21 protein-coding genes are annotated in these 22,291 nt (G+C 69.3%); 9 read left to right on the top strand and 12 right to left on the bottom strand.

From position 1 onward, the window contains the following. Positions 1–23: 23 nt before the first annotated feature. The 3 genes from pth (at position 24) to ACWCRD_RS09940 (ending at position 1,973) form a co-directional block, all read left to right on the top strand. Complete coding sequence (gene pth, locus ACWCRD_RS09950; protein ID WP_115907713.1) at positions 24–626, top strand: aminoacyl-tRNA hydrolase; 603 nt, start codon at positions 24–26, stop codon at positions 624–626. 42 nt (positions 627–668) lie between these two features. Continuing rightward, complete coding sequence (locus tag ACWCRD_RS09945) at positions 669–1,184, top strand: hypothetical protein (protein ID WP_450965404.1); 516 nt, start codon at positions 669–671, stop codon at positions 1,182–1,184. A gap of 135 nt (positions 1,185–1,319) precedes the next feature. Next, positions 1,320–1,973 (top strand): LPXTG cell wall anchor domain-containing protein, encoded by a 654-nt coding sequence (locus ACWCRD_RS09940; protein WP_450965403.1) that lies wholly within the window; start codon positions 1,320–1,322, stop codon positions 1,971–1,973. A 60-nt stretch (positions 1,974–2,033) separates the two neighbouring features. Here ACWCRD_RS09940 and ppc read toward each other — a convergent pair whose 3' ends face one another. Beyond that, entirely contained in the window at positions 2,034–4,763 is a 2,730-nt protein-coding gene (gene ppc / locus ACWCRD_RS09935) for a phosphoenolpyruvate carboxylase (protein WP_450965402.1), read from the bottom strand. 314 nt (positions 4,764–5,077) lie between these two features. On the opposite strand from ppc, the gene ACWCRD_RS09930 reads away from it, so the two are divergent. Next, positions 5,078–6,085: an acyl-CoA desaturase gene (locus ACWCRD_RS09930; protein WP_450965401.1), complete on the top strand. Its 1,008-nt coding sequence runs from the start codon at positions 5,078–5,080 to the stop codon at positions 6,083–6,085. After that, positions 6,082–6,759 carry a TetR/AcrR family transcriptional regulator gene (locus ACWCRD_RS09925; protein WP_365843936.1) on the top strand — a complete coding sequence of 226 codons (678 nt, stop codon included), beginning with the start codon at positions 6,082–6,084 and terminating at the stop codon, positions 6,757–6,759. The genes ACWCRD_RS09930 and ACWCRD_RS09925 overlap by 4 nt, the downstream gene beginning before the upstream one ends. 27 nt (positions 6,760–6,786) lie before the next feature. Here ACWCRD_RS09925 and ACWCRD_RS09920 read toward each other — a convergent pair whose 3' ends face one another. The 3 genes from ACWCRD_RS09920 to ACWCRD_RS09910 form a co-directional block, all read right to left on the bottom strand. Continuing rightward, the gene (locus tag ACWCRD_RS09920; protein WP_450965400.1) at positions 6,787–6,960 is read right to left on the bottom strand and encodes a CsbD family protein; all 174 of its coding nucleotides are present in this window, start codon (positions 6,958–6,960) and stop codon (positions 6,787–6,789) included. A gap of 64 nt (positions 6,961–7,024) precedes the next feature. Next, on the bottom strand, positions 7,025–7,393 hold the full coding sequence (locus tag ACWCRD_RS09915; protein WP_450965399.1) for a VOC family protein: 369 nt from the start codon (positions 7,391–7,393) through the stop codon (positions 7,025–7,027). Positions 7,394–7,396: 3 nt separating this feature from the next. Beyond that, positions 7,397–8,209 (bottom strand): trans-aconitate 2-methyltransferase, encoded by an 813-nt coding sequence (locus tag ACWCRD_RS09910; RefSeq protein ID WP_450965398.1) that lies wholly within the window; start codon positions 8,207–8,209, stop codon positions 7,397–7,399. A 90-nt stretch (positions 8,210–8,299) separates the two neighbouring features. On the opposite strand from ACWCRD_RS09910, the gene tamR reads away from it, so the two are divergent. Then, positions 8,300–8,797 (top strand): MarR family transcriptional regulator TamR, encoded by a 498-nt coding sequence (gene tamR / locus ACWCRD_RS09905; protein WP_450700478.1) that lies wholly within the window; start codon positions 8,300–8,302, stop codon positions 8,795–8,797. Between the two features lie 135 nt (positions 8,798–8,932). Here the strand turns inward: tamR and ACWCRD_RS09900 are convergent, their stop codons facing one another. Then, a complete protein-coding gene (locus ACWCRD_RS09900; protein ID WP_450965397.1) occupies positions 8,933–9,706 on the bottom strand; it encodes a LuxR C-terminal-related transcriptional regulator in 774 nt (257 codons plus the stop codon). Positions 9,707–10,007: 301 nt separating this feature from the next. On the opposite strand from ACWCRD_RS09900, the gene ACWCRD_RS09895 reads away from it, so the two are divergent. Beyond that, positions 10,008–10,451, top strand: a complete 444-nt coding sequence (locus ACWCRD_RS09895; protein WP_450965396.1) for a GNAT family N-acetyltransferase — start codon at positions 10,008–10,010, stop codon at positions 10,449–10,451. On the opposite strand, the gene galK is transcribed toward ACWCRD_RS09895, so the two are convergent. Genes galK through galT form a run of 3 tightly spaced genes read right to left on the bottom strand, consistent with a single transcriptional unit; the run spans position 10,444 to position 13,639 of the window. Then, positions 10,444–11,607 (bottom strand): galactokinase, encoded by a 1,164-nt coding sequence (galK, locus tag ACWCRD_RS09890; protein ID WP_450965395.1) that lies wholly within the window; start codon positions 11,605–11,607, stop codon positions 10,444–10,446. The genes ACWCRD_RS09895 and galK overlap by 8 nt on opposite strands. Further along, entirely contained in the window at positions 11,607–12,581 is a 975-nt protein-coding gene (gene galE, locus ACWCRD_RS09885) for a UDP-glucose 4-epimerase GalE (protein ID WP_450965394.1), read from the bottom strand. The genes galK and galE overlap by 1 nt, the downstream gene beginning before the upstream one ends. Next, positions 12,581–13,639 carry a galactose-1-phosphate uridylyltransferase gene (galT, locus tag ACWCRD_RS09880; protein ID WP_450965393.1) on the bottom strand — a complete coding sequence of 353 codons (1,059 nt, stop codon included), beginning with the start codon at positions 13,637–13,639 and terminating at the stop codon, positions 12,581–12,583. The genes galE and galT overlap by 1 nt, the downstream gene beginning before the upstream one ends. 178 nt (positions 13,640–13,817) lie before the next feature. Here galT and ACWCRD_RS09875 point away from each other — a divergent pair, with 178 nt between their 5' ends. Next, positions 13,818–15,509, top strand: a complete 1,692-nt coding sequence (locus ACWCRD_RS09875; RefSeq protein ID WP_450965392.1) for a sodium:solute symporter family protein — start codon at positions 13,818–13,820, stop codon at positions 15,507–15,509. Positions 15,510–15,530: 21 nt separating this feature from the next. Continuing rightward, positions 15,531–15,848, top strand: coding sequence for a hypothetical protein (locus ACWCRD_RS09870; RefSeq protein WP_450965391.1), 318 nt, complete (start codon positions 15,531–15,533; stop codon positions 15,846–15,848). 71 nt (positions 15,849–15,919) lie between these two features. Here the strand turns inward: ACWCRD_RS09870 and ACWCRD_RS09865 are convergent, their stop codons facing one another. From ACWCRD_RS09865 to ACWCRD_RS09850, 4 genes are all read right to left on the bottom strand, one after another. Next, positions 15,920–16,612, bottom strand: coding sequence for a helix-turn-helix transcriptional regulator (locus tag ACWCRD_RS09865; RefSeq protein ID WP_450965390.1), 693 nt, complete (start codon positions 16,610–16,612; stop codon positions 15,920–15,922). A gap of 269 nt (positions 16,613–16,881) precedes the next feature. After that, positions 16,882–18,552 (bottom strand): outer membrane protein assembly factor BamB family protein, encoded by a 1,671-nt coding sequence (locus tag ACWCRD_RS09860; protein WP_450965389.1) that lies wholly within the window; start codon positions 18,550–18,552, stop codon positions 16,882–16,884. Between the two features lie 52 nt (positions 18,553–18,604). Next, a complete protein-coding gene (locus tag ACWCRD_RS09855; RefSeq protein WP_450965388.1) occupies positions 18,605–20,275 on the bottom strand; it encodes an outer membrane protein assembly factor BamB family protein in 1,671 nt (556 codons plus the stop codon). A gap of 178 nt (positions 20,276–20,453) precedes the next feature. After that, positions 20,454–22,256 carry an ABC-F family ATP-binding cassette domain-containing protein gene (locus tag ACWCRD_RS09850; protein WP_450965387.1) on the bottom strand — a complete coding sequence of 601 codons (1,803 nt, stop codon included), beginning with the start codon at positions 22,254–22,256 and terminating at the stop codon, positions 20,454–20,456. Positions 22,257–22,291: the final 35 nt, after the last annotated feature.

Raw genomic sequence — 22,291 nt, 5'->3', positions numbered from 1 at the left:
GCGGCTGGCGCGTACAAGGAGACATGGACGTGACCACCCCTGCCAACGCCCCCTGGCTGATCGTCGGCCTAGGAAATCCGGGGCCCGAGTACGCGATGAACCGGCACAACGTCGGGTTCATGGTGGCGGATCTGCTGGCCGAGCGGATCGGGGGGAGGTTCAAGCGGGCGGGGAAGGCTCAGGCGCAGGTCGTGGAGGGGCGGATCGGGCCTGTGGGTCCGGCGAATCGGCGGGTGATTCTGGCGAAGCCGATGTCGTACATGAATCTCTCCGGTGGTCCGGTGAACGCGCTGCGGGATTTCTACAAGGTGCCGGTGGCGAATGTCGTGGCCGTGCATGACGAGTTGGACATCGATTACGGCACTCTTCGTCTGAAGCTCGGTGGTGGGGACAACGGGCACAACGGGTTGAAGTCGATGACGAAGGCGTTCGGGGCGGAGTATCACCGGGTGCGGTTCGGGATCGGGCGGCCTCCTGGTCGTATGCAGGTCGCCGATTTTGTGCTGAAGGACTTCTCGTCCGCCGAGCGCAAGGAGCTGGACTATTTCGTGGACCGGGCGGCGGATGCGGTGGAGTGTCTGGTGATCGAGGGGTTGGAGCGGGCGCAAAGCACGTACAACTCCTGACTTGTCCCCCACCGGAGTTGACCTGGTGTGGGGGCATGGCCAATGATCCCGGCCATGCCTGCCATTGCCGCCTCGTCCCGTCGGGTTTCGCGCCGGGCTTCGGTTGCCGCTTTGCGGTTCGGGCGGTTTGCGGCGATGGGTGCGGTTGCGGTGGTGATTCTGATCGCCGGGGTGTGGGCGTCGTGGCGGACGGCTCCGTATGTGATGCTCACGAAGGGGCGGGAGCGCGGCACGATCGAGGTGGCGCGGTGCGGGGACGATTCGTGTTCGGGTCGCTATACGCCGATTTCGCAGGGGTCTTCGGGTCGTGACCGGGTGGTCATCGAGAAGACGGTTGCGGTGCGTAAGGGGCGGACGTACACAGTGGTGGTGAAGCCGGGCAGCGATGAGGTCGTGAGGTCGGGGCCGGCGGGGGTTCTGTATGCGTGGGTTCCGTTCGGCGGGGCGTTGCTGCTGGCTTCGGTGGTGGTGGCCGGGGGGCTGGGGCGGACGCGGGCCGGGTGGGTCATGGCGGGGTCGGGGGTCGTGTTGCTGACGGCAGCTTTCGTGACTATCTGACGGGTTTTCCCGTTCTCCGTCTTGTGGAGAGCGTGAGTGTTGTCTGTTCGTGATTGACCTTGGGTCAGTCGTGGCTGGATGCTGAGCCGCCCCCTCCACATCTTCCCGTCCGTAACTCGAAGATGGACTTGCCTCATGCCTACCCTCATCCGCGCCGGCGCGCTGTCCGCCGTCGCCGCGGCGGCGCTGTTCTCGGCGCCTGTTGCCGCTCACGCCACTGTTCCCGGTGACAACGGGACTGTGAAGATCCATGACGCCACTACCGGCGAGGAGCTGAAGCGGAACGAGCCGCACGTCTGCACGTTCTATCTGGACGCGTTCGGTTTTGACGCGGTCCAGCAGGTCGACTGGCACATCGAGGCCTGGGCTCCGACGGCCGGTGTGAAGGGCAAGACGGTGAAGACCGGCGCCATCACGCTCGACGCCGAGGGTCATGGCCGTACGGCGAACATGTCGCTGCCCGATGGGCACTACAAGCTGTTCTGGAACTTCGACGGTGAGAAGGGCGCCGCCAAGCACAAGGTGTTCTGGACGGACTGCAAGGACTCGCAGGGCGGCGGCGGTTCGACGCCGTCGCCGTCGGCGTCTTCCTCGGCCTCTCCGTCGTCGTCTCCGTCGTCGCCCGGTTCTTCGCCTTCGTCCGGGGCTTCTTCCGCGTCCCCGCAGGGTGGCTCCGGTGGTGACCTGGCGGAGACGGGTAGCACTGCTCCGGTGGGCCTGCTCTCGGGTGTCGCGGCCGCGCTGGTGGCCGGTGGCGGTTATCTGGTGGTGCGTCGGCGCAAGGCCTGACGTACGGCATGGGGGTGCCCCCGGGCTTCGTACGAGCCCGGGGGCACCCCCATGTCTGGGTCAGCCGGTGTTGCGCAGGCCCGCTGCCACGCCGTTGACGGTGAGCAGGAGGGCGCGGGAGAGCAGCGGGTCGGGCTGTTCGCCGGCGGCTGCGGCGTCGCGTTGGCGCTTGAGGAGGGTGACCTGGAGGTAGGAGATCGGGTCCAGGTAGGCGTCGCGGATGGCGAAGGTCTGCTTCAGCACCGGGGCGGCGTCGAGCAGTTCGTTCTCCCCGGTCACCCGCAGCACCTCGCGCACGGTCAGTTCGTGCTCGGCCTTGATGGTGTCGAAGACGTGCTTGAGTTCGTCGGGGACGAGGGTGTCGACGTAGTGGGAAGCGATCCGCAGGTCGGTCTTGGCGAGGGTCATCTCGACGTTGGAGATGAAGTTGCGGAAGAAGTGCCACTGTTCGTGCATCTCGTCGAGCACGGTGTCCAGGCCCGCCTCGCGCAGTGCCTTGAGGCCGGAGCCGACGCCGAACCAGCCGGGGACGATCTGCCGGGACTGGGTCCAGCCGAAGACCCAGGGGATGGCGCGCAGTCCGTCGAGGGAGACGCCCGAGCCGGGGCGGCGGGAGGGCCGCGAGCCCAGGTGCATGTCGGCGAGCTGGTCGACCGGTGTGGAGGCGAGGAAGTACGTGGGCAGGTCGGGGTCCTCGACGAGGTTGCGGTAGGCGGCGTGGGCGGCGTCGGAGACGACGTCCATGGCGGCGTCCCAGCGGGCGAGTGCCTCGACGGACTGGCGGGGGGCGGTGTGCAGGGCGGAGGCCTGGAGGGTGGCCGCGACCGTGAGTTCGAGGTTCTCCCTGGCCAGGGACGGTACGAGGTACTTGTCGGAGATGACCTCGCCCTGTTCGGTGACCTTGATCTCGCCTTCGAGGGTGCCCCAGGGCTGGGCGAGGATCGCGTCGTGGGAGGGGCCGCCGCCGCGGCCGACGGTGCCGCCGCGGCCGTGGAAGAGGCGCAGCCGTACGCCGTAGCGGTGGGCGACGTCGCGCAGTCGGCGCTGGGCGCGGTGGATCTCCCACTGGCTGGTGGTGATGCCGCCGAACTTGGAGGAGTCGGAGTAGCCGAGCATGACCTCCTGGACGTCGCCCCTCAGCGCGACCAGGCGCCGGTAGGACGGGTCGGAGAGCATGTCCTCGAGGATGGTGTCGGCGGCCTTGAGCTCGTCGGTGGTCTCCAGCAGGGGCACGATGCCGATCTTGGCCCAGCCGGCGTGCAGGTCGATGAGGCCGGCCTCGCGGGCGAGGACGGCGGCGGCGAAGACGTCGTCGGCGCCCTGGCACATGGAGATGATGTACGACTCGACGACCTCGGGTCCGAAGACCTCCAGGGCCCGCTTGACGGTCTGGAAGACGCCGAGGGTCTTCTCGCCGGGTGCGTCGACGGGGGCCGGGGTGGGGGCCAGCGGCCTTCTGGACCTGAGTTCCTTGGCGAGGAGCTTGGCGCGGTAGTCGCGGGGCATGTCGGCGTAGCGCCAGGACTCCTCGCCGAGGCGGTCGAAGAGCTGGCCGAGGGCGTGGTGGTGGGCGTCCGCGTGTTCGCGTACGTCCATGGTGGCGAGCTGGAGGCCGAAGGCGGCGAGGGTGCGGATGGTGCGGTTCATGCGGCCGTCGGCGAAGAGGCCGCCGCGGTGCTCGCGCAACGAGGTCTGGATGAGGGTGAGGTCCTGAAGGAGCTCGCTGGTGCCGAGGTAGTCGCGGCCCTTCTCGTGCGGGGTGCCCTTGGCGAGGCGCTGCTTGGTGTTCTCCAGCTTCTGCCGGATGCAGGTGGCCTTGAGGCGGTAGGGCTCCTCGGCGTTGAGGCGCTTGTAGCGGGGGCTGATCTCGGGGAGGCGTTCCAGGTCGGCCTGGAGGGAGTCGAGGAGTTCCTGGGTGGCGCCGGTGTAGCGGATGGAGTTCGACAGGAAGCCGCGGAGTTCGTCGATGAGTTCCAGGGCGTCGTTGATGCCGTGCTCGTGCTGGAGGATCAGGACGTCCCAGGTGACCTGGGGGGTGACGTTGGGGTTGCCGTCGCGGTCGCCGCCGATCCAGGTGCCGAAGGTGAGGGGGCGGGTGTCGTCGGGGAGCTTGACGCCGACGCGCTCCAGTTCGGCGGTCAGGTCCTCCAGGACGTCGCCGACGGCTCCGGCGTGGAGTTCGTCGAGGTAGTAGATGGCGTTGCGGGCCTCGTCGGCGGGCTCGGGGCGGACGACGCGGAGTTCGTCGGTCTGCCATACGAGGTCGATGTTCTCGGCCAGACGGGTGTCGTAGCGGCGGCGGTCGGACTCGATGACCGGGGTCTCCAGGAGTGCGGCGATGCGCCGGAGCTTGTTGAGGACCGACCGGCGCGCGGCTTCGGTGGGGTGCGCCGTGAACACGGGGCGCACGTTGAGGTGGCGGACCGTCTGGCGCAGGTGCTCGGGGTCGGCGTCCTTCAGCCGGTCGGCGGTACGGGCCAGCAGGCCGCCCTCGGCGGCGCGCCTGGCGCGCAGCTCGCGGCCGCGGTGCACCTGCTCGGTGACGTTGGCGAGGTGGAAGTAGGTGGAGAAGGCGCGGACCAGCTTGGCCGCGGTCTCCAGCTCGGTGCCGCGCAGCAGTTCGGCGGCGGCCTCTCCGTCCTCGCGGGTGAGGCGGCGGACCTTTTCGACGAGTTCCAGCAGCTCGGGGCCCTCCTGCCTCACGAGGGTCTCGCCGAGGAGGTCGCCCAGGCGCCGGATGTCGGCGCGCAGTTCGCTGCTCGTCGTGGTCTGGTCGTCGGCACTGCTCACAGGTGCGGCTCCTTGCAGTGTTGAAGCTCGTCCGGGAGGGGAACCCGGTGCCCGGGGCCGCGCGGCGGGCGCCGCATACGGCCCTGACATCCGGGAAAGGAATTCAGAGCGGACCGCGCTGTCCGACCGACTCCAGGATAGGTGTCCATGCGGACGCGCATGATTTCGGGCTCTTGCCGCCGGGCGACTCGCTGCCATACTTACGACGCCGTAGGTTACGGAACCGTAGGGACCGTCGTAATGGAAATCGGGCACGGTTTCGATGGCCTACCCCGGCATCACACCCTCAACCCTCGACCCCACAGGGGACGCCCATGACCACTAGCTCCGATGTGATCGGAGACGCCCCGAAGGCGACCGGCGACACGTCCGTCTCCGCCACGCTGGGCGGGGAGCAGAAGCGCTCGATCGAGCAGATCACGCTGCTGCTCTTCATCACCGTCCCGTTCCTCGCGCTGGTCGCCGCGGTGCCGCTGGCGTGGGGATGGGGGGTGAGCTGGCTGGACCTCGGCATGCTGGTTTTCTTCTACTACCTGGGCTGCCACGGCATCACGATCGGTTTCCACCGGTACTTCACGCACGGCTCCTTCAAGGCCAAGCGTCCTCTGCGGATCGCGCTCGCGATCATGGGGTCGATGGCGGTGGAGGGGCCCCTGGTCCGCTGGGTGGCGGACCACCGCAAGCATCACAAGTTCTCCGACGCGGAGGGCGATCCGCACTCTCCGTGGCGGTTCGGGGAGACGGTCCCGGCGCTGATGAAGGGCCTGTGGTGGGCGCACATCGCCTGGATGTTCGACGAGGAGCAGACGCCACAGGACAAGTACGCGCCGGATCTGATCAAGGACCCGGCGATCCGTGCGATCTCCCGCCAGTTCGTGTTCTGGACGGCGCTGTCGCTGGCTCTGCCGCCGCTGATCGGTGGTCTGGCGACGATGTCCTGGTGGGGTGCGTTCACCGGGTTCTTCTGGGGCTCACTCGTTCGGGTGGCTCTGCTGCACCATGTGACCTGGTCCATCAACTCGATCTGCCATGCGGTCGGCAAGCGGCCCTTCAAGTCGCGTGACCGTTCGGGCAACGTGTGGTGGCTCGCGGTGCTGTCCTGCGGAGAGTCCTGGCACAACATGCACCACGCCGACCCGACCTCCGCGCGGCACGGTGTGGAGTGGTGGCAAATGGACTCCTCGGCGCGCATCATCCGCTGGTTCGAGGCGTTCGGCTGGGCGTACGACGTGCGCTGGCCGTCACGCTCGCGTATCGATTCACGCCGTAACACCGGCCAGGAGGGCTCTGGGCCCCGGAAGGAGTCGGCGAAGGCGGCATGATTGACGCCGTGGCGACCGACTCCAGCAGCACCCCGACGAATGAGAAGCCGCGGCGAGCGCGTCGCACCCGGATGACGGGGGCCGAGCGCCGTCAGCAGCTGCTCGAGATCGGTCGCACCCTGTTTGCAGCCAAGGGCTTCGAGGGCACGTCGGTGGAGGAGATCGCGGCGAAGGCCGGGGTGTCCAAGCCGGTGGTGTACGAGCACTTCGGCGGCAAGGAGGGGCTGTACGCGGTGGTGGTGGACCGTGAGATGCGGCGCCTGCTGGACATGGTGACCAGTTCCCTGACGGCCGGCCATCCGCGTGAGCTGTGCGAGCAGGCGGCGTTCGCACTCCTGGACTACATCGAGGAGTACACGGACGGTTTCCGCATCCTGGTCCGTGACTCGCCCATCCCGCAGTCGACGGGGTCCTTCGCCTCACTGATCTCGGACATCGCCACCCAGGTGGAGGACATCCTGGGCCGCGAGTTCAAGTTGCGCGGCTTCGACCCGAAGCTGGCTCCGCTGTATGCGCAGGCCCTGGTCGGCATGGTCGCCCTGACCGGCCAGTGGTGGCTGGACGTGCGCCGTCCGAAGAAGGCTGAGGTGGCGGCGCATCTGGTGAACCTGGCGTGGCACGGCCTCGACGGGCTGGAAGCCAAGCCGCACCTGATCGGGCGCCGGAAGAGCTGACTCCCGGCGCCCTGGGGTGTGCCCCGCTCAGTGCTTGAAGACGTCCTTGCCCTTCTCCTTCGCCTGGCGTGCGTCGCCCTTCATCTGGTCGGCCTTGCCTTCGGCGGTCATCCGCTCGTTGCCCACGGCGCGACCCGTCGCTTCCTTGGCCTTGCCCTTCAGCTGTTCCTTCTTGCCCCTGGCCTTCTCTTCCTTCGCCACGTTCGTCACCCCTTGCCGGGTTCGGCGTCGTTGTCACCTCAGCGGGTGACCGCCGCGGGCGGGCTCAAACAGCGGTCGCCTTTTCAAGGAACTCCAGCCGGTTGCCGACGGGATCCTCGGAGTAGAAGCGCCGGTGGCCAGGCAGGTTCTCGTCCCACTCCACCTGGGCCCCGTGACCTTGCAGCCGGGCGGCGTAGTGCTCGATCCCGGTGACCCGCAGCCCGGGGTGCGCCTTCTTCGCGGGCCGGAAGTTGTCCTCGATCCCGAGGTGCAGCTGCACCGAGCCTGCCTGGAACCAGCAGCCGCCCCGCGCCGCGAGCACCGGCGGCTTGGGGATCTCGGCCATCTGGAGGACGCCGGCGTAGTACGCCCGCAGCCGGTCCTCGGAGCCGGACGGTGCGGCGAGCTGGACGTGGTCGACGGCGGTGATCACGACTCATGCCTCCTTGTGGGCCACGGCGAAGATCCGGCGGAACGGGAAGGCCGTACCGTGCGCCCCGGCCGGATAGGCCTCCCGCAGGGCCGTCCGGTACTCGTCCAGGAAGGCGTCCCGGGCCGCCGGGTCGTCGGCGAGGGCGGTGAGGACCGGTCGCAGGCCGGTGCCCTTCACCCAGTCGAGCACCGGGTCCTCGCCGGTCAGGAGATGGATGTACGTCGTCTCCCAGACGTCCGCCGCGCAGCCGAGGGCGGTCAGCTGCTCCAGGTAGGTCTCGGGCGCGAGGACGGCGTCGTCGTGGCGGAGGGTGTCGGCGAGGCGGTCCTTCCAGCGGGCGGAGTGGGCGAGCTCGCGCATGAGCCGGTGGCTGGGGGCGCCGAAGTTGCCGGGGACCTGGAAGGCGAAGGTGCCGCCGGGTTTCAGGCCCGCGATCCACTCCCCGAAGCGCTGTGCATGGCCGGGGACCCACTGGAGGGTGGCGTTGCTGACGATCAGGTCGTACGGCTCGTCGGGTGCCCAGGTGCGGGCGTCGGCGGGGGCGAAGTCGAGGCGGCCGCCGCCGGGGGTGGGTCCTGCGTGGTCGACGTGGGCCTTGTCGAGCATCTCGGGCGAGTTGTCGTAGCCGGTGATGTGGGCGGCGGGCCAGCGGTCGGCCAGGAACACGGTGACGTTGCCCGGGCCGCAGCCCAGGTCGGCGACGCGGGGCGGCTGCGTGGGCAGGGCCGGGATGCGGGCCAGGAGGTCGGCGAAGGGGCGGGCGCGGTGGCCGGCGTGGCGGAGGTACTGGGTGGGGTCCCAGGTGGGGGTGCTCATGTCTCCCTACCTTCCCCGCCCACATCTCTCGATGTCAAGAGACTTGATGTCAAGAGACTTCACATCGACACAACCACTACACTGATCGTCATGGAGGACGAGGTCGATCGACTGGTCGCAGCGTGGCGCCGGGAGCGTCCGGACCTCGACGTGGAACCGCTCGAGGTGCTCAGCCGGGTGAGCAGACTGGCCCGGCATCTGGACCGGGCGCGCCGGCTGGCCTTCGCCGAGCACAGCCTGGAGCCCTGGGAGTTCGACGTGCTGACGGCGCTCAGGCGCGCGGGCACGCCGTATCAGCTCTCCCCTGGGCAGCTGCTGACGCAGACTCTGGTCACCTCGGGCACGATGACGAACCGCATCGACCGCCTGGCGAAGAAGGGCCTGGTGGAGCGGCTGCCCGACCCGAGCGACCGCCGCGGTGTGCTGGTGCGGCTGACGGACGAGGGCCGGGACCGCGCGGACCAGGCCCTGGCCGGACTGCTCGACCAGGAGCGTGCGATTCTCGGCGAGCTGTCGCGCGCCCAGCGGGGTGAACTCGCCGGTCTGCTGCGGCAGCTGACGGCGCCGTTCGACAACATCCCTGGCTAGACGCTCCGCTGGGAGAGTCGTTTGGGTAGTGCCGCGATGGGTTGTCGTTTCGGTGCGGGTTCGTTGTGGCTTGTCGCGCCCACGCGGCGGAGCCGCATGTCGAATGCAGCCCCGCGCCCCTCTGGGGCGCGTTCTTCAGGCGCTGCTGCTCTCCTCCGCCCCGATTCGTCCGGCGGGCCCCAGCTCGACCGGACCGACCCCCGCGCGCCGCGCGAGCGCGACCGCGGCAAGCGTGGAGTGGACGCCCAGTTTGCCGAGGACGTTCTGCATATGGGTGCGGACGGTGTGCGGGGAGAGGAACAGGCGCTCGGCGACGGCCTTGCGCCCGAGGCCTGCGACCATGCACCGCAGCACTTCCCGCTCCCTCGGCGTGAGGGACTCCACCAGCCGCTCGCTCTCGGTGCGGTGCTTGCGCGCGGCCGTCAGTTCCCTGAGGACGCCCGTGAGCAGGGCGGGCGGCAGATGGGTCTCGTCGCGCAGGACGCCCCGGATGACATTGAGCAGCCGGGACAGCGAGCAGTCCTTGGCGACCCAGCCGGAGGCCCCGGCCTGCAGGGCGAGTGCGGCGCGCCGCGGATCGTCCTTCTCGGCGAGGACGACGATCCGTACGCCCGGCTGCCCGGAACGTACTCCGGCGACCAGCGAGATCCCGTCGACTAGCCCCTCCTCATTGCCTTCCTGGACGGGCACGGCGGGCCGTACGCCCGGCACGTTGCCGCCCAGGTCGGAGTCGACGAGCAGCACGTCGAAGCGGCGGCCCTCGGCCGCCGCACGCTCCAGGCTGCGCAGCGCGGCGGGACCGCTGCCGGCGGCGGAGACGTCGACGTCGGGCTCGGCCGCAAGGGCGGCGGCGAGCGACTCGGCGAAGATGCGATGGTCGTCGACGACCAGGACTCGGATGCGAACCACGAAACCCCCTTCCCCAAGCTCTCCAAGAGCAGGGGATACCCCATAGTCGGGAGACGGGACGGGCGCAGGTACGGCGCCCGAAGCATCCCAGGTCGTCTGTGACCACCTGGGACCGGAACGGCACACCGCACGACCGCCGCCGTGCGGAAACTGCTACCCCCACTTCGGGCGTCGAACCCGACTGTCGCGCCCCCTGATCGGCACCGGCCCCCACCGGTGCTGTTCATCAGGGTACGGCCGGGGGCCAGGAGCGGAAGGTAATTTGCAGAACTGGCTGGCCGGCGCGTTTATCGTGAGCCGCATGTTTCGTCTTGAGACAGAAGTCGACAGGAACCGGCGCGATCTTCTCCGTTCCCGGCTGCGCGACACCAACACGAAGGCCTCCCCCGTGCTGCGCGCCCTGCGCGGTACCCCGGCCGAACGTGAACGTCCGCTCCACGTCTGGGTGTTGGACGAGCGGGACGAGCTGGCCGCGGGCCTGGTGGGCCACACCTGGACGACCTGGCTGCACGTCGCCCTCCTGTGGGTGGACGAGCGGTGGCGGGGCGCGGGCCTGGGCTCACGGCTGCTGGCGGAGGCGGAACGCATCGCGCACGACGAGCGGGGCTGCACATCGGCCCGGCTGGAGACCTGGGACTTCCAGGCGCCGGGCTTCTACCGGAAGCAGGGGTACGACGTGGTGTGCGTGATCCCCGACTATCCGCCGGGGATCACCGAATACACGCTGACGAAACGGCTCAGCTGAGCCTGCGTGCTCCCGCCGCGGGCACCGCCTCGAACACCCTGGGCGCCGTGTGACCGCCGGAGGCGAACGCCTCCTCGACCGCCTTGGTGATGGTGTCCACGTCGGACGCCTCCGCCAGGACGATCGCCGAGCCGCCGAAGCCGCCGCCGGTCATGCGGGCGCCGAGGGCGCCGGAGGCGAGGGCCGTGTCCACGACCAGGTCCAGCTCCGGGCAGGAGATGCGGAAGTCGTCGCGCAGGGATGCGTGGCCGGCGACCAGGACCGGGCCGATCGCCCGGGTCTCGCCCGCCTCCAGCAGGGCGACGACCTTCTCCACCCGCTCGTCCTCGGTGACGACGTGGCGGACCAGGCGGACCGCCTCCTCGTCGTCGCCCAACCGCTCCAGCGCGGCGTCGAGTTCCGCGTACGGGACGTCCCGCAGCGCGTCGACGCCCAGCAGGGCCGCGCCCCGCTCGCAGCCCGCGCGGCGCTTGCCGTACTCGCCGTCGCTGTGGGCGTGCTTGACGCGGGTGTCCACGACCAGCAGCCGCATGCCCTCCGCGGCCAGGTCGAAGGGGATCTGCTTCTGGGAGAGGTCCCGGGTGTCGAGGAACAGCGCGTGGCCCTCCTCGCAGCAGGCGGAGGCCGTCTGGTCCATGATGCCGGTGGGGGCGCCGACGTAGACGTTCTCGGCGCGCTGGCACAGGCGGGCCAACTGCCAGCGCTGCAGGCCCAGTTCGAAGAGGTCGTTCAGGGCCAGGGCCACGACCACTTCCAGCGCCGCCGAGGAGGACAGGCCCGCGCCGGACGGGACCGTCGACGACAGGTGGATGTCCGCGCCGGTCACCGCGTGGCCGGCCTCGCGCAGGGCCCAGACGACACCCGCCGGGTAGGCGGTCCAGTTGCGGTCCGACTCCGGGGCCAGGTCGTCGAGTCGAAGTTCCACGACCCCGCCCGCGTCACCCTCGATGTCCGCCGAGTGCAGGCGCAGGACGCCGTCCGTGCGGCGGGAGACCGCCGCGATCGCGGTGTGCGGCAGCGCGAAGGGCATCACGAAGCCGTCGTTGTAGTCGGTGTGCTCACCGATGAGGTTGACGCGGCCCGGCGCCGACCAGACACCCTCGGGCGCGGATCCGTAGAGCTCCACGAAACCGTCCCGCACCTGCACTGCGCCCACTACTGCTCCCTTACTGTGCTGATGGACCGCGCGAACTCCCACGCGTCCGCCACGATCCCCGCGAGGTCCGCGCGGGACGGGTTCCAGCCCAGCTTCTCGCGGGCCGTGGCGGCCGAGGCCACCAGGACCGCCGGGTCACCGCCGCGGCGCGGGGCCACGACCTCGGGGATCGGGTGGCCGGTGACCTGCCGGACCGTCTCGATGACCTGGCGGACCGAGAAGCCCTCGCCGTTGCCCAGGTTGCAGATGAGGTGCTCGCCGGGGGTGGCGGCCTTCAGTGCGAGCAGGTGGGCGTCAGCGAGGTCCGCGACATGGATGTAGTCGCGGACGCAGGTTCCGTCCGGGGTCGGGTAGTCGTCACCGAACACGGAGATGGCGTCCCGCCTGCCCTGCGCGACCTGCAGCACCAGCGGGATCAGGTGCGACTCGGGGTCGTGGCGCTCGCCCTGCTTGCCGTAGGCGCCCGCCACGTTGAAGTAGCGCAGCGAGACCGCGCCCAGACCGTGGGCCGCCGCCTCACCGGTGATCATGTGGTCGACGGCGAGCTTCGAGGCGCCGTAGGGGTTGGTCGGCGAGGTGGGCGCCGACTCGACGATCGGGACCTCCTTCGGCTCGCCGTACGTGGCGGCCGTCGAAGAGAAGACCAGCTTGCGGACGCCGGCCTCGCGCATCGCGCCGAGCAGCGCCATGGTGCCGGCGACGTTGTTCTCCCAGTACTTCTCGGGCTTCACGACCGACTCGCCGACCTGCGAGAACGCGGCGAAGTGCAGGACCGCGTCGTAGGAGGGGTCCAGCCATTTGGCGGCGTCGCGGATGTCGCCCTCGATGAAGGCGGCGCCCGCCGGGACCCCCTCGCGGAAGCCCGTCGTCAGGTTGTCGAGGACCGTGACCTCGTGGCCCGCCTCCAGCAGATGCTGGGCGACCACGCTGCCCACATAGCCCGCGCCCCCGGTGACCAGGTACTTACCGCTCATCAACTCGCTACCTCTCGCAGTCGCTCGGCCGCGCGCTCCGGCGGCACGTCGTTGATGAACACGTTCATGCCGGACTCGGAACCCGCGAGGAACTTCAGCTTGCCGGAGGTGCGGCGGATGGTGAAAAGCTCGAGGTGGAGCGCGAAGTCGTCACGGTTGACGCCCTCGAAGTCCTCCAGCGCCCCGAACGGGGCCTGGTGCCAGGCCGCGATGTAGGGCGTGGGCGGTTCACCTTCGCCGAAGATCCGGTCGAAGCGCCTCAAGAGTTCCAGATAGACCTTGGGGAACTCTGTGCGCGCCTCCTCGTCCAGCCCGAGCAGGTCGGGCACGCGGCGCTTGGGGTACAGGTGCACCTCGTACGGCCAGTGCGCCGCGTACGGCACGAACGCCAGCCAGTGTTCACCCTCCAGGACGACCCGCTCACCGTCGAGTTCGCTCTCCAGGACGGCGTCGAAGAGGTTCTCCCCGCCCGTCGCCTCCTTGTGCTGGGCGACCTGGCGCAGCATCAGGGCGGTGCGAGGCGTCGTGAACGGGTAGGCGTAGATCTGGCCGTGCGGATGTCCGAGCGTCACGCCGATCTCCGCGCCCCGGTTCTCGAAGCAGAACACCTGTTCCACGGAGGGGAGATGCGACAGCTCGGACGTACGGTCCGTCCATGCCTCCAGGACCAGCGCGGCCTGTTCCTCGGTGAGGTCGGCGAAGGACGCGTTGTGGTCGGAGGTGAAGCAGACGACCTCGCAGCGGCCCGAGTCGCCGGCCAGGGAGGGGAAGCGGTTCTCGAAGACGACCACGTCGTACGACGAGTCCGGGATCTCGCTCAGCCGGCCGTCCCGGGAGGGGCACAGCGGGCACTCGTCGGCCGGCGGGTGGTAGGTGCGGCCCTGGCGGTGCGAGGCGACGGCGATGGCGTCGCCGAGCAGCGGGTCACGCCGGATCTCGGAGGTCGTGACGGTCCGCTCCAGCGGCCGGTGGTCCACCGCGTCGCGCACGTTGTCGTCGCGCAGGTCGTAGTAGATCAACTCGCGACCGTCGGCCAGGCGGGTCGAGGTCTTCTTCACTGCGGACTCCCTATTCGAGCCACATCAATCATCAAACAGAACCAAACACATTGGAACATCGCCCCCTCACATCCGTCAACATCACAATCCAACAAAGAGCATCAACAAAACTGTTTGGATACTGAACACAGAGGCATAGGTCCGCTCTGTATCAGTTCACGCGACGAAGCGAGTACTCATGCAAACCCCCACATACCAGGCCATGGACCTGGCCGCCGAGCTACGACTCCCCACGAACGGGCTCGACTACACGATCCTCGCCATCTACTTCGCCGTCGTCCTCGGCATCGGATTCGCCGCCCGTAGATCGGTCAGGACCAGCCTCGACTTCTTCCTCTCCGGGCGCTCCCTGCCCGCCTGGATCACCGGTCTCGCGTTCATCTCGGCCAACCTGGCCGCCACCGAGATCCTGGGCATGGCCGCCAACAGCGCGCAGTACGGCGCCTACACCGTGCACTGGTACTGGATCGGCGCCATCCCCGCCATGGTCTTCCTCGGCCTGGTGATGATGCCCTTCTACTACGGGAGCAAGGTCCGCTCGGTCCCCGAGATGCTGCTGCTCCGCTTCGACAAGTGGGCACATCTGCTGAGTTCGATCCTGTTCGCGTTCGCCGCCATCCTGATCGCCGGCGTGAACCTCTACGCCCTCGCCATCGTCGTCGAGGCGCTGCTCGGCTGGCCGCAGTGGGTGGCGATCGTGGTCGCCGGCGCCTTCGTGCTGGCGTACATCACCCTCGGCGGTCTCTCCTCCGCGATCTACAACGAGGTGCTGCAGTTCTTCGTGATCCTCGCGGCCCTGATCCCGATCGTCGTGCTGGGCCTGAAGAAGGTCGGCGGCTGGGGCGGGCTGACCGACAAGCTCACCGCGAGCCACGGCGCGAACTTCACCACCGCCTGGGGCGGCACCGGCATCGGCAGCGGCAACCCGCTGGGCGCCAACTGGCTGACCATCGTGCTCGGCCTCGGCTTCGTGCTGTCCTTCGGCTACTGGACGACGAACTTCGCCGAGGTGCAGCGCGCCCTGTCCGCGAAGAACCTCTCCGCCGGGCAGCGCACCCCGCTGATCGCCGCGTACCCGAAGATCTTCATCGTCTTCCTGGTGATGATCCCGGGGCTGGTCGCCGCCGCGATCGTCCCCGGCTTCGGCACCACCAAGTCGGGTTACCAGTACAACGACGCCATCCCCTACCTGATGCAGGAACTGCTGCCCAACGGCGTCCTCGGTATCGCCGTGACCGGACTGCTCGCCGCCTTCATGGCGGGCATGGCGGCCAACGTGTCGTCCTTCAACACGGTGTTCACCAACGACATCTGGGGCCGGTACGTCGTCAAGGGCCGCGAGGACGGCTACTACGTCCGCTTCGGCCGCCTGATCACGGTGATCGGCGTCTGCGCCTCGGTCGGCACGGCCTTCCTGGCCTCGTCGTTCTCGAACATCATGAGCTACCTCCAGACGCTGTTCTCCTTCTTCAACGTGCCGATGTTCGTCGTGTTCATCGTCGGCATGTTCTGGAAGCGCGCCTCCGCCAGGTCCGGCTTCTGGGGCCTGCTCGCCGGCACCGTGGCCGCGATGGTGAACTACTTCGTGATCTACAAGAGGGGCATCATCGACATCCCCTCCGACCAGGGCGCCAACTTCGTCTCCGCGATCGTCGGCTTCGTGGCAGGCGCCGTGGTGATGGTCGTCGTGTCGCTGCTCACTCAGCCGAAGCCGGCCGAGGAGCTGGAGGGCCTGGTCTACGGCACCACCTCACCCGGCATGTCCGAGCCGCCCGCCGCCGGCGACGACGCCTGGTACCGCCGGCCGGCCCTGCTGGGCTGGGGCGCGGTCGTCCTTGCTGCCGCCTGCTACATCCCGTTCTCGTTCTGATCGAGGGAGGATCGATTCACCATGACTGATCAGCACGGGTACTCAGAACATGACGTGCAGCGCGAAGTCACCGAACTCCAGCAGAAGTCGGCGACGGCGGCGCGCATCTTCGACCTGCGGCGCATCATCGGCGGGTTGTTCGTGGTCTACGGCGTGATCGTCACGATCGCCGGGATCACCGATGACCAGGCCGCGATCGACAAGGCGCAGGGGGTCAACATCAATCTGTGGACCGGGATCGCGATGTTGGTTCTGGGGGTGTTCTTCCTGGTGTGGCTGCGGTTGCGGCCTACTCCGCCGCCGGTGCCTGTGCCTTCGGCGGAGGAGGAGGCGGAGTAGCGCCGTTGGGGGTGCGGTTTTCTGCCGACTGCGGCGCCATTGTGGCTTGTCGCGCAGTTCCCCGCGCCCCTTCAGGGGCGCTGCTCAGGGCCGGAGGTCACCGGACCCGCCCGGTCCAGCAAGCCCGTCCTCGCCGCCAAGGCCGCGGCTTCCAGGCGGGAGCCCACGCCCAGTTTCATCAGCACCCTCTGCACATGGGTGCGCGCGGTGCTGGGGGCGATGCCCATGCCTGCCGCGATCAGGCGGGTGTCCTCGCCGTCCGCGACCCTGACCAGGACCTCTACCTCCCTCGGGGTGAGCATCTGGAGCAGGCGCTGACCCTCGTCGTCCGGTTGGGCGGCGGGGTTCAGCAACTCGCTGAAGGCTCCTTGCAACAGCTGCGGGGCCACCGCCGCCTCGCCCGCCCTCGCCTTCATGATGGCGCGCTCGACGCCCTCTATGCGCTCGTCATGGCGTACGTAGCCCGAGGCACCGGCGGCGAAGGCGGCGGCTATGCCTCGCGGGCTCGGTACCGGGCCGAGGACCAGGACCGCCACCTGCGGACGCTCCCGTTTGATCTTCACCACCGGGTCGAAGATGCCCGGCTCGGCCGGTGTCGCCGTACCCAGCAGGCACACCTCCGGCGCCCGGGTGATCACCAGCTCCGCCGCGCCCGCGGCAGGCGCCGCCGCGGCGAGCACCCGGTGCCCCCGCAGCTTCAACGCCGAGGCCAGCGCCTCGGCGAGCAGTCGGTGGTCGTCGACCACCATGAGCCGCACTCCCATCGAGCAACCCCCCAGTCCCCCCGATGGATCCCCATGGATGCCGCACTATGGATGCCCACCGGTCCGCGCGGACAGGAGCCCCCTCCCGGCTCCCCCGCTCTTCATGCCCCCGGAAGCTACACGCTTGTTCGACATTGCGCTCCCCCTACCGGTGAGAACTGCCCCTGATCGACGGAATTTCTGGCTTTCCGCGCATTCGAGGGTGATGGGCGGTACGCGCACGGCCCCTCCCCTGAGCAGGGACGGGGCCGCAGCTGCGGAGCAGTGGTTCAGCCGCCGGCGCCGAGCGCGAGCGCCAGGACCTTCTCCCCCGAGACCGCACTCGACAGCTTGTCGGCGAACCGGCCGGCCAGGTACAGGTGGCCCTGCGAGTAGAGGATCTCGGAGTAGTCGGGCGACAGGGTGCCCTCCAGGTCCCGCACCGACCCCGCCGCCGGGTTCTCCAGCAGCTTGGTCTCCTTGAAGGAACCGCCGTCGATGCTGACCACCTGGCCGCCCTTGTTGTACGGCGGGTGCTTGTACGCGATCACATTGCCGCCGTCCATGCGCAGCGGGGTGATCGTGTAGCCATCGCCGGCGTCGGCGCGCTGGCCGTTCTGCTTGCCGGTGGCCAGGTCGAACGCGACGATCTCATTGGTCCGGCTGTAGTCCTTGGTGCCCTCGTGCTCCTCGGTCGGCAGGTACAGCCTGCCGTTGCCGACGGCGACTCCGGTGCAGTGCTCCAGCTCGGAGATCGCGTCGCATTTGGCCGCGTAGTCCTTGCCGGGCGCCGAGATCCGGGCGATCAGCTTTCCGGTCTTGTTGTCGATGGAGAAGAAGTCCGAGATCTCACTGCCGTCGCCCGCGCTGTGACCGACGTCGGCCGCCACGACCAGCGGGTTCGTCGACACGACGGCGGCGTACTCGAGGCCGGTGGCCAGCTTGTACTCCGAGATCGTCTTCCCGGACCGCGGGTCGATGGTCTGGATGTGCAGCTGCGGATCGGTGAACGAGCCGCACTTGAGCACCGCGACGAGCTTCTCGCCGCCGCCGTATCCGGCGTCGATGCAGGTGTCCTTGGGTTTCGGGGCCCACAGCGGCCTGCCGCCGGCGAGGTCGAAGGCGACGCCTCCGTAGTTGCCGCCCGCGGCGACCGTGTTCGCGCTGACGGTGACGTTCTCGAAGGTCATCGCCCGGCCGCCGGAGCCGAGCGACTTCGTCCACAGTTTCTTGCCGGCGTCCAGGTCGATCGCCGCGATCTGGCTGCACCCCTCTGACCTGCCCTTCGGCGGCATCCTGGGCTGGAAGACGACGGCCGTCCGGTCGTCGTCGGTGGTGTGCGTGCTGACCGTGCAGACCGGGCCGGGCAGCTTGATCGTCCACAGCTTGCCGCCCTTGTCGCGGTCGTAGCCGTTGATCTCGGCGACGCCGCTCTTCACATACGCCTTGTCCGTGAGCCACGAACCGGCGACGACGGTGGTGTCGTCGACCTGGGGCACCGGCACCTTGAACAGCAGCTGCGAGGCGGTGCGGGCGGGCACCTTCTCGTCGCCGTTGGCCGTGTTGCCACCGGTGCCTCCGGTGCCGCCGCCGCTGGAGCTCGCCCCCGCGCCGGAGGCGCTATCGGATGCAGTGTCGTCCTTCTTGCCGTCGTCCTTGCCCAACGAGGCGTACCAGACGCCCCCGGCGACGAGCAGCGCGACGGCGACGACGGCCGCGACGATGATCAGCGCCTGCGTGCTGCCCTTGCGCCCGCCGCCGGGCTGCCCGGGCTGCGCGTACGGCGGCGCGTACGGCGGCGGGTAGCCGTAACCGGCCTGCTGGCCGTAGGGGTTCGGCGGCTGCCCGTAGGGCGGTGCGGGCTGGGCGTAGGGGTTGGGCTGCTGCGGAGCCTGCGGCGCCTGGGGATAGCCGTATCCCGGCTGCTGCGGGGGCTGGTGGGGCGGCGGGGGCTGCGTCATGGCGTGGCTACCTCGTGAGCGGACGGCGGGGACGACGGGGCCTGGGGAGCGGTCACTTGCCGTAGGCGAGCATCAACTTGCCCTTCGAGTCGTCGTTTCCGCTGATCCGGGTGGGTGAGAGGTAGAAGCGTCCGTCGACCCAGTCGAAGGCCTTGGTGAAGACGGCGCTCTCCAGGGCCGCCGTGCTCCGCGGGTTCTGCAGCAGCTTCACCGGCGTGTGGCCGGAGCCGCTCGTCGCGATCGACACGATCTGGCCGCCCGTGTCGTACGAGGGCTGCACATAGGCGATGAGCCTGCCGCCCTCGACCTTCATCGGCAGCATCGATGCGTCCGCCGGGGACTTGACGCGCCACTTCTCCTTGCCGTTCGCGAGGTTGACCGCGACGATCTCGTTCGGTCCGGTGGTGGCGTCGGTCGGCAGGTAGAGGGTGTCGGCGTCCGCAGTCACGCCCCTGCAGCCCTGCAGGTCGCGTTCGAGGAGCGCCCAGCCGCACTGGGGGGCGAAGTTCTCGTCGAAGCCGACCTGGGAACGGAACTTGCCGTTCGAGTCGAAGGTCGAGATGTTCCAGGCCTTCTTGTCCTGGTTGGTGCTGTAGACGACGAGCGGGTCGACGGAGTACGTCCGCGCGACCGACCAGCCCTTGTCGAACTTCTGCGTCCACCTGACCCTGCCGGTCGCCGGGTCGAGCTCCTGGATCTCGTCGTGCTCGTTCGGTTCGCTGGCGTTGCAGGTCGCGACGGAGATCAGCCTGCTGCCGCCGGCGAAGGCGGTCGGGAAGCAGGCGCTGCCGTACTTCTTCTTGTCGAACAGCTTTTTCCCGCTGTCGATGTCGTACGCCACCCCGGACTGCGAGCGGCCCACCAGCACCGTCCGGCCGCTGAGGGACAGGGAGACGGTCAGGGTGCTGTCGAACAGCGCGCCGTCGGGCAGCGTGCCGCTCCAGCCCCTGGCGCCGGTGCCCAGGTCGAGTTGCTGGAGCTGGTTGCACTTGGCGCGCTGGCCGGTGCCGCTCTCGTAAGCCACCACGATCTTGTCGTCGGCCGACTTCTGCGGGGTGACCGCGCAGATCTTCTGCGGGAAGGTGACGGTGTCCCAGGCCGGACTGCCGTCGGTCACGTCGTAGGCGAAGACCTGCTTGTACGCCGCCTTCACGGCCGCCTTGTCGGTGATCCACATGCCGGGGGCCTCGGCGCCCGCACCGGGCGCGTCCGGGGGCGACTTGTACCAGAGCACCTTCGCCTCGCCCGTCCTGCGGCTCGCGTTGAAGCCCTGCGGGTCGGAACCGCCGCCGCTGCCACCGGTGCCGCCCGAGCCGGACGCGGTGGGCTTCGGGTCGTCGCTCTGCCCGGCGACCGGCTTCTTGTCGCTGCCGCCGCTCGTCACGGCGTAGACGGTGCCGCCGATGACGGCCAGCGCGGCGACGGCCGCCGCGATCACCAGGCCCGGCTTCCCCTTGAAGGGGTTGCCGGAGCCGGGCGGCGGGGTGCCGGGCGCGCCGGGGTACTGGGGCTGCGGCGGATAGCCATAACCGGGCTGCGCGCCGTACGGGCCGGGCTGCTGCGGCTGCCCGTAGGGGCCGGGCTGCTGGGGGTACTGGCCCGGCCGGCCGTAAGGACCCGGCTGCTGGGGAGGCTGCTGGGGTGGCAGCGGGGGTGGTGCCCCGAAACCGCCCTGTGGTGCTCCGAAACCGCCGTACGGCGGCTGGTCGGGCGGCTGGGTCATCAGCGCGTTCCCCCGTTCAGTCACTGATTTTTAGCCAAGTCCTCTTTCTATCACCCGCAACTGACAGCACACCGGGCCGGTTCAGCCCCTGTTCCCAAGGGAGAACCGGCCCGTGATGCCGCCGTTATGAGTGGGGGGGTCTGGGGGGAATCCCCCCAGAAAGCACAGCACGCGCCGTTCACGCGTCTTCGGCGAGTTCCAGCCAGCGCAGCTCCAGGTCCTCGCGCTCGCCCGCCAAGTCCCGCAGCTGGGCGTCGAGTTCGGCGACCTTGGCGAAGTCGGTGGCGTTCTCGGCGATCTGGGCATGCAGCTTGGCCTCCTTCTCGGAGACCTTGTCCAACTGCCGCTCGATCTTCTGGAGTTCCTTCTTCGCGGCGCGCTGGTCGGCGGCGCTCTTCTCGGTGGCGGGCCTGGCCGCGACGGGCGAGGCGGCCGCGACCGCCTCCTCCATCTTCCGGCGCCGCTCCAGGTACTCGTCGATGCCGCGCGGCAGCATCCGCAGGGTGGCGTCGCCGAGCAGCGCGAACACCCGGTCGGTGGTGCGCTCGACGAAGAACCGGTCGTGGGAGATCACGATCATCGAGCCGGGCCAGCCGTCGAGGAGGTCCTCCAGCTGGGTCAGGGTCTCGATGTCGAGGTCGTTGGTGGGCTCGTCGAGGAAGAGGACGTTGGGCTCGTCCATGAGCAGGCGCAGCAGCTGCAGGCGGCGGCGCTCACCGCCGGACAGGTCGCCGACGGGCGTCCACTGCTTCTCCTTGTTGAAGCCGAAGGTCTCGCACAGCTGACCGGCGGTCATCTCCCGCCCCTTGCCGAGGTCGACGCGCTCGCGCACCTGCTGCACGGCCTCCAGGACCCGCAGGTTCGGGTTGAGTTCGGCGACCTCCTGGGAGAGGTAGGCGAGCTTGACGGTCCTGCCGACGGCGACCCGCCCGCCGACGGGCTGCACCTCGCCCTCGCTGCGAGCGGCCTCCGCCATGGCCCGCAGCAGGGAGGTCTTGCCGGCGCCGTTGACGCCGACCAGGCCGATCCGGTCGCCGGGGCCGAGCTGCCAGGTGACGTGCTTGAGCAGCACCTTGGGTCCGGCCTGCACGGTGACGTCTTCCAGGTCGAAGACGGTCTTCCCGAGCCGCGAGGAGGCGAACTTCATCAGCTCGCTGCTGTCCCGGGGCGGCGGTACGTCCTTGATGAGCTCGTTGGCGGCCTCCACGCGGAAGCGGGGCTTGGACGTACGGGCAGGCGCACCGCGCCGCAGCCAGGCCAGCTCCTTGCGGACGAGGTTCTGCCGCTTGACCTCCTCGGTGGCGGCGATGCGCTCGCGCTCGGCGCGCGCGAAGACGTAGTCGGAGTAGCCGCCCTCGTACTCGTGGACGACGCCCTTCTGCACGTCCCACATGCGCGTGCAGACCTGGTCGAGGAACCAGCGGTCGTGGGTCACGCACACGAGGGCGGAGCGGCGCTCGCGCAGATGCCGGGCGAGCCAGGAGATGCCCTCGACGTCGAGGTGGTTCGTCGGCTCGTCGAGGACGATCAGGTCCTGTTCCTCGATGAGCAGCTTGGCGAGCGCGATACGGCGCCGCTCACCGCCGGACAGCGGCGCGATGACGGTGTCGAGGCCCTGCGGGAAGCCGGGCAGGTCGAGGCCGCCGAACAGGCCGGTGAGCACGTCCCGGATCTTGGCGTTGCCCGCCCACTCGTGGTCCTCCATGTCCCGGATGACCTCGTGCCGGACGGTGGCGTTCGGGTCGAGGGAGTCGTGCTGCGTGAGCACGCCGAGGCGGAGCCCGCCGGAGTGGGTGACCCGCCCGGTGTCGGCGTCCTCCAGCTTGGCCAGCATGCGGATCAGGGTGGTCTTGCCGTCGCCGTTGCGCCCGACCACCCCGATCCGGTCGCCTTCGGAGACGCCGAGGGACACGCCGTCGAGGAGGGCACGAGTGCCGTACACCTTGCTGACGTTCTCGACATTGACCAGATTGACGGCCATTACGCTCCTGCCCACAGGGCTGTGCTCGACATGCG

Source organism: Streptomyces sp. NPDC002092 (genome assembly GCF_053593775.1).
The sequence above is the reverse complement of the archived record's forward strand: the minus strand, read 5'-3'. Positions and strand labels throughout refer to the sequence as shown.

Coding starts and splice junctions, on each gene's coding strand:
- pth (WP_115907713.1), top strand. CDS start 24: ATGGACGTGACCACCCCTGCCAACGCCCCCTGGCTGATCGTCGGCCTA.
- ACWCRD_RS09945 (WP_450965404.1), top strand. CDS start 669: ATGATCCCGGCCATGCCTGCCATTGCCGCCTCGTCCCGTCGGGTTTCG.
- ACWCRD_RS09940 (WP_450965403.1), top strand. CDS start 1,320: ATGCCTACCCTCATCCGCGCCGGCGCGCTGTCCGCCGTCGCCGCGGCG.
- ACWCRD_RS09930 (WP_450965401.1), top strand. CDS start 5,078: ATGACCACTAGCTCCGATGTGATCGGAGACGCCCCGAAGGCGACCGGC.
- ACWCRD_RS09925 (WP_365843936.1), top strand. CDS start 6,082: ATGATTGACGCCGTGGCGACCGACTCCAGCAGCACCCCGACGAATGAG.
- ACWCRD_RS09910 (WP_450965398.1), bottom strand. CDS start 8,209: ATGAGCACCCCCACCTGGGACCCCACCCAGTACCTCCGCCACGCCGGC.
- tamR (WP_450700478.1), top strand. CDS start 8,300: ATGGAGGACGAGGTCGATCGACTGGTCGCAGCGTGGCGCCGGGAGCGT.
- ACWCRD_RS09895 (WP_450965396.1), top strand. CDS start 10,008: ATGTTTCGTCTTGAGACAGAAGTCGACAGGAACCGGCGCGATCTTCTC.
- galE (WP_450965394.1), bottom strand. CDS start 12,581: ATGAGCGGTAAGTACCTGGTCACCGGGGGCGCGGGCTATGTGGGCAGC.
- ACWCRD_RS09875 (WP_450965392.1), top strand. CDS start 13,818: ATGCAAACCCCCACATACCAGGCCATGGACCTGGCCGCCGAGCTACGA.
- ACWCRD_RS09870 (WP_450965391.1), top strand. CDS start 15,531: ATGACTGATCAGCACGGGTACTCAGAACATGACGTGCAGCGCGAAGTC.
- ACWCRD_RS09865 (WP_450965390.1), bottom strand. CDS start 16,612: ATGGGAGTGCGGCTCATGGTGGTCGACGACCACCGACTGCTCGCCGAG.
- ACWCRD_RS09860 (WP_450965389.1), bottom strand. CDS start 18,552: ATGACGCAGCCCCCGCCGCCCCACCAGCCCCCGCAGCAGCCGGGATAC.
- ACWCRD_RS09855 (WP_450965388.1), bottom strand. CDS start 20,275: ATGACCCAGCCGCCCGACCAGCCGCCGTACGGCGGTTTCGGAGCACCA.
- ACWCRD_RS09850 (WP_450965387.1), bottom strand. CDS start 22,256: ATGGCCGTCAATCTGGTCAATGTCGAGAACGTCAGCAAGGTGTACGGC.